Raw genomic sequence first — 6,609 nt, 5'->3', positions numbered from 1 at the left:
GAAAAGATGACCAGGTAAAGATCAGGGGTTATAGGATTGAACCGGGAGAAATCGAACACGTATTATTAGAGCATAAAGAGATAAAACAGGCGGTAGTTGTAGCCAAAGAAAGCCAGTCAGGAGAAAAAGAACTGATTGCATATATTACTTCACGGGTTGAGCAGAACATGCTTGATTTGAAATCTTATTTAAAAGAACTGTTGCCGGAATATATGGTTCCGGCTCATTTTGTTCAACTCGAATCAATGCCATTGACAGCTAATGGCAAGATAGATAAGAAATCACTGCCCGAGCCGGAAGGTTTGGAACTATCCAGTGGCGTAGAATATGTAGCTCCGCGCACAGCGCCCGAAAAGGTTTTAGTTTCGGTTTGGTCAGATGTATTAAAGAGAGAAGGTATAGGAATAAAGGATAGCTTTTATAACCTGGGTGGAGACTCCATCAAGTCGATACGGGTAGCAGCCAGGTTAAAACAACAGGGTTACAAACTAAAAGTAGAGCACCTGCTGCGAACACCTGTACTGGAAGAACTGGCCCGGTTACTTGAGCTGACTACCGATCATACCGATCAGAGAGAGGTGAGTGGAGAGGTGGTGCTAACCCCCATCCAGGAATGGTTTTTCAAAACGTCAGAGATAAAAGTTCATGATCACTATAACCAATCTGTTTTACTGAGTAGTAAGGAGGAACTGGACAGTAATATCCTGGAGAAGAGCATAGCGGATCTGACGAAGCATCACGATGCGCTTCGAATGGTTTATAAACAAACCCCCGAAGGATGGCAACAGTTTAGCCAGGACACAAGATCGAAGAGATATACATTAAACTTCTATGACTTAACCGAATCGGATGACGCACCCGGGGAGATAGCTAAAATTGGAGAAGTGCTGCAATCGGGCATCAGGTTATCCGAAGGCCCTTTACTCAGAGTGGTTCATTTAAGGTTGAAAGATGGTGACCGCTTAGGCTTAATTATTCATCACCTGTTGGTGGATGGTATATCCTGGAGAATTATTTTAGAAGACCTGTCGGGTCTGTACTCGAGCTATAAAGCAGGCAAACGAACAGACTTAGCATCAAAGACAGATTCTTTTCAAAGATGGGCGCTGTTGCAAAAAGAATACGCGGCAGGCAAAAAGCTTGCCAGGGAGCGATCTTACTGGCAGCAGGTATGCGATCAGCAAATCCCGGATTTACCCCAGGATAAAGCGGTAGGAACAGATCAAACAGTTGTAATCGATTCAGCTGAATCTTTCAAACTGGATAAGCAAACCACTGAGTTATTGCAAACGCGGGTGCACGGGGTTTATAATACAGAGATAAACGATCTGTTACTGGCAAGTCTTGGTCTTGCCCTGAAAGAAGTCATGGCCGCGGATAAAACTGTCTTAAAGATGGAAGGCCATGGAAGAGAGGAGATCATTGATGGAATAGACATCAGCAGAACGGTTGGATGGTTTGCTACGGATTATCCATTTGTACTGGATGTATCCAGTTCTTCCAATCATGTAGAGGTTTTGGTAAATGTAAAAGAAGCGCTACGAAGCGTACCTGGTAAGGGAATCGGGTATGGTATTCTCACTTACTTAAGTGAAGACAAGCTTGAAACTAAACTCACTCAACAGGTTACCTTTAATTACCTTGGAGACTTTGGAACAAATGTATCAAACGATAAAAATTCCCTGTTTGAATATGCATCAGAGCAACTCGGATCAGATGTATCAAAAGAGAATGGAACGGACACAGTGCTGGATGTATCGGGGATGCTGGTAAGGGAAGAACTGGGTATGTCGATCCGGTATTCAAGTTTGAGATATGACGCGGCAACGATCAAAAAGTTAGCCGGATCTTATAAAAAGAACTTACAGTTTTTAATAGAAGAATTATCTAAGAGCAAGCAGCGGTATCTGACCCCTTCGGATGTAAGTTTCAAAGGGCTGAGCCGTCAGGAGCTCTCAAAAATCAACCCCGACGATACGTTGGAAGATGTGTATGAGCTATCTCCTCTTCAGGAGGGAATATATTTTCATTGGCTGACTGAAGCGTCCAGTACACTATTTTTTGAGCAGACATCCTACAGGGTACGGGCCAAAACACTGGATATAGAAAAGTTAAAAGGAGCTTACGACCGGTTAACAGCCAGGCACGCTGTCTTGCGCACCAGTTTCAGTACTGAATATGGAGGCCGCGCCTTACAAATAGTAAGGAAAGAAGTGCCGGGCAATTTTACTTATGAAAAACTTGATAGTCAGGTAAAGCGGCAGGCGCAGGTTGCGCTCATCAAGCAGCAGGACAGGGAAAGGGGCTTTGATTTGAGCCAAGGTTCCCAGATGCGCCTGTATGTGATTGATCTGTCGGAAGGGGAGTATGAATTTATCTGGAGCCACCATCATATCCTGATGGATGGCTGGTGCGTGAGTGTGCTGATCAACGACTTTAATGAGTTGCTGAGCGCGGCAATCAAAGGCAGTACAGCAGACCTCCCGCCGGTGATGCCATACTCCAATTATATTAATTGGTTACAAGCAATAGACAGGGAAGGTTCGCTTGGTTACTGGAAAAATTACCTGTCGGGCTACACGTCACCGGCAGAGATACCATTCAAGGTAAGCGTAGCAGGCAACAGCTATGTCGAATCGAGCGAACATCTTCTGATAGGCGGCGATCTGTTTAAGAAAGTAGATGCTCTTTGCAGCGGGTTGGGTATTACCCACAATACTTTTGTACAAGGGGTATGGGGTTACTTATTGTCGCGCTATAACAACTCGACTGACGTGGTATTTGGTGCGGTGGTGTCAGGTCGTCCGGCCGAGTTAGCTGGCGTTGAAGAGATGATCGGGCTGTTTATCAACACTATTCCGGTAAGGGTAAAGTATGATCCCAATGATACGCCTGTTGGCCTGTTGAAATCACTGCATGAACAATCGATACAGAGTGCATCTCATCATTATATGAATCTGTCAGAGGTTCAGTCCCAGAGTGAATTGGGAAGGGACCTGATGAATCATATCATGATCTTTGAGAACTATGCTGTCAAGGAACTGGAAAATGAAGGGGCGTTAAATACAAAAAGTGAAGAAGGGCTGTTCATAGATTCGATGGAAGTCATTGACCAAAGCAACTATGATTTCAATATAGCAATTGCTCCTTCGCCCGTCTCATTAAATATAGGCATCAGGTACAATATCAATCGTTACGATGCCACGGCACTAAAGCACCTGGTAAATCACTTTGATAAATTGATCAATGAGTTTGCACAAAACCCGGATCAATCTTTAAGCAAAATTGATTACTTATCGGAGGAAGAGAGACATCAGCTACTGATCACATTTAACGATACAGCAGTAGCTTATCCGGAAAACAAATCGATTGTAGACCTGTTTGAAGAACAGGCCGCGATGACCCCGGAGAATATAGCCGTTGTTTTTGGAGAAAAAGAGCTGACTTATCGCCAGGTCAATGAAAAGTCTGGTCAGTTGGCGGCGTATCTGCAAAGGAATTACAACATCCAGCCAGACGACTTAGTAGGAATACACCTGGACAGAAGTGAGTGGATGATCATTTCGATACTGGGGGTATTAAAGGCGGGAGGGGCTTATGTTCCGATCGATCCGGAATATCCATCTTCCCGGAAGGAGTATATAGTTAAGGACAGCGCTTTAAATCTGCTGATTACGGAGGCCAGTTTCATTTACGATATTAATTATTATGATGGAGAAGTTTTTGCCATTGACATAGAATTTGATTCGGAGAATTATAATCCTGAGGAAGTAACGAAATTATATACACCTGGTAACCTTGCCTACGTGATCTACACTTCTGGTTCAACGGGAAATCCTAAAGGAGTGATGATAGAGCATCGGAGCTATCTGAACATGGTATTGGATCAAATAAAAACTTTTGGTATCAATACGCATGATAAGGTACTGCAGTTTGCCTCCAGCTCCTTTGATGTTTCGGTGTTGGAGATTTTTATGCCTCTTTATGTTGGGGCTCAACTGGTGTTGATTAAAAAAGAACAAATTCACCAGGAAAATGAATTTGTAGCATACCTTAATAGCAAACAGGTAAGTGTCATTGCGATGACCCCTTCCTATTTAGAGACGCTTGCTATCGAACAATTGCCATTCCTTAGAATTATCATCACCGGGGGAGAGGCTCTTAGTGTAGAAAAAGCTATTGAATGCGCTTCCGTCGCGGACTATTATAATGAATATGGTCCCACCGAGTATTCAGTATGTACCAGTATCTATAAGGTAGATAAAAAAGACAGGAGCAAAACATCTATTCCTATAGGCAAGCCCATAGCCAATACTCAACTATATATAGTAGATAGCGCAATGAACCTGGTTGCCCGGGGAGTAGTTGGAGAGATCTGCATATCAGGAGCAGGCCTGGCCAGGGGCTACCTGAACCTTCCGGAGCTTACAGCCGGGACCTTTATAGATAATCCTTTTGTTGCGGGAGAAAGGCTTTACAAAACAGGCGACCTGGGCTATTGGTTAGCTGATGGCAACATAGAGTTCATTGGCAGAAAAGATGACCAGGTAAAGATCAGGGGCTACCGGATAGAACCCGGAGAAATAGAGCATGCCTTATTAAAGCATGGAGAGATAGACCAGGCCGTAGTAGTAGCCAAAGAGAACCAGGCAGGAGAGAAGGAGCTGGTGGCCTATATTACTTCCGGTAAAGAGCAAAGAACAGGTGATTTAAGAGCCTTTTTAAAACTGACGATGCCTGTGTATATGGTTCCCGCCTACTTTGTACAGCTTGAAGCAATGCCATTGACAGCTAATGGCAAAATAGACAGGAAATTGTTACCAAACCCCGAGGCCCTTGGGTTCACGCGTGATGTAGCGTATGTGGCTCCGGGAAATGAGCTGGAAGAGAAACTGGTGAAGATATGGGAAGAGGTGCTGCAAAGGGAGAAGATTGGAATATTAGATAATTTTTTTGATTTAGGTATGGACTCATTAAAGACCATGAGATTGGTCACCTTGATTCATCAAAAATTAAATATTGACCTGAAAATAGCTGACATTCTTGAAAATACGAACATACAGGATATAGGGAAAAAAATTATGTTGATAGAAGAAATTGCAAAATTGGAGTTGGAGAATAAGTCGGTAACCTATAAAAACAAAATTGAAATTTAAATGGAGAAGTTGATCGCTGAACTTTTTGAAAAAGGTGTTTATCTTTCTAAGAACGGGGATAAGCTCAATGTTGAATTCAACAGCGATTCAATACCTGATGATTTATTGCAAAAGGTTAAGAAAAACAAAAATGCATTATTAGACCACTTAAGCAGAAGGGTTACAAAATCGGATTATAAGGACATTATTCCAGTTGATGGCCCGGGGCCATTTAAATTATCATCAGCCCAACGCCGATTGTGGATAGTAAGTCAGTTTGAAGGAGGATCGGCGGCTTATAACACACCAGGAAGCGTTTATCTGAATAAGGATATTGACATTGAAAGCTTCAAAAGAGCCATAAATGCCACCATAGACCGTCATGAGATTTTAAGAACCGTCTTCAGGGAAGATGAGTCAGGAGAGATCAAACAATGGATACTTCAAAGAAAAGAAGCAGGCTTTGCAGTCGACTACCTTGATTATAGAAATGAAGTTGACAAGAAAGAAAAAGCGGAAGCCTGGATTGCGGCAGATGCTTACCGGGCATTTGATTTATCGAAAGGGCCGCTGCTGCGGGCAGCCTTACTCCGGGTAGATGAAGAGGAGTATGTATTCTACTTCAATATGCACCATATCATCAGCGATGGGTGGTCAATGGAGGTATTGTCTAAGGATGTATTCAAATACTATGAAGCTTATAAGGCAGGCAAATCGCCTGAGCTAAAGGAATTGCGCATCCAGTACAAGGATTATTCCGCGTGGCAGTCAGAGCAGTTGAAAGGGGATTCATTTAAGGTTCATAGAGCATATTGGCTGACCAGGCTCTCAGGAGAATTGCCTCTGCTGGATCTGCCGGCTAACAAACAGCGGCCCCAGGTGAAAACCTATAATGGGCAGTGCCTGGCTGCTTATGTTGATAAAGCAACGACCGCTAAACTGAAGGGATATATCCAGGAGAATGGGGGGAGTGTGTTCATGGGCTTACTGGCCACATGGAATGTGCTGATGTACCGCTACACTTCGCAGCGAGATCTTATTATAGGGACTCCGGTAGCGGGCAGGGAGCATGCGGATCTGGAAGACCAGATCGGGTTTTATGTAAACACCCTGGCGTTAAGAAATGAAATTGATCCGGAAGAAAGCTTTGCTGGTTTCTACGGCAGGGTGAAGGATGATACTTTAAGGTGCTATAGTCACCAGATGTATCCTTTCGATCGTTTGGTGGAAGAACTGGGGCTTCAAAGGGATACAAGCAGAAGTGCGGTGTTTGATGTCATGCTCATCCTTCAAAACAATGGCGAAAGGATCGAAGGAGTTGAATTATCAGAAGAAAAGTTAAATCAGATAATTGATCAGGGGTATAGCCCATCAAAATTTGATATAGAGATTACAGCTCAGGAGATAGGTGATTACTTGTCCCTGAATTTTGTATTCAACCCTGATGTCTATGAGAAGGCCATGGTTGAAGGGC

2 protein-coding genes are annotated in these 6,609 nt (G+C 43.5%); both read left to right on the top strand.

All coding sequences use genetic code 11. The features are described 5' to 3' along the window. Positions 1 to 20 precede the first annotated feature (20 nt). Positions 21 to 5,156 carry a non-ribosomal peptide synthetase gene (locus A4R26_RS04950; RefSeq protein ID WP_341350285.1) on the top strand — a complete coding sequence of 1,712 codons (5,136 nt, stop codon included), beginning with the start codon at positions 21 to 23 and terminating at the stop codon, positions 5,154 to 5,156. Beyond that, positions 5,157 to 6,609 (top strand): condensation domain-containing protein (locus tag A4R26_RS04945; protein WP_242674824.1); only part of this gene is annotated, 1,453 nt, incomplete at its 3' end. It abuts the gene before it with no gap.

It is taken from the genome of Niastella populi (assembly GCF_002078015.1).
Taxonomy (GTDB): domain Bacteria; phylum Bacteroidota; class Bacteroidia; order Chitinophagales; family Chitinophagaceae; genus Niastella; species Niastella populi.
This window is presented reverse-complemented; position numbering and strand designations above follow the sequence as displayed.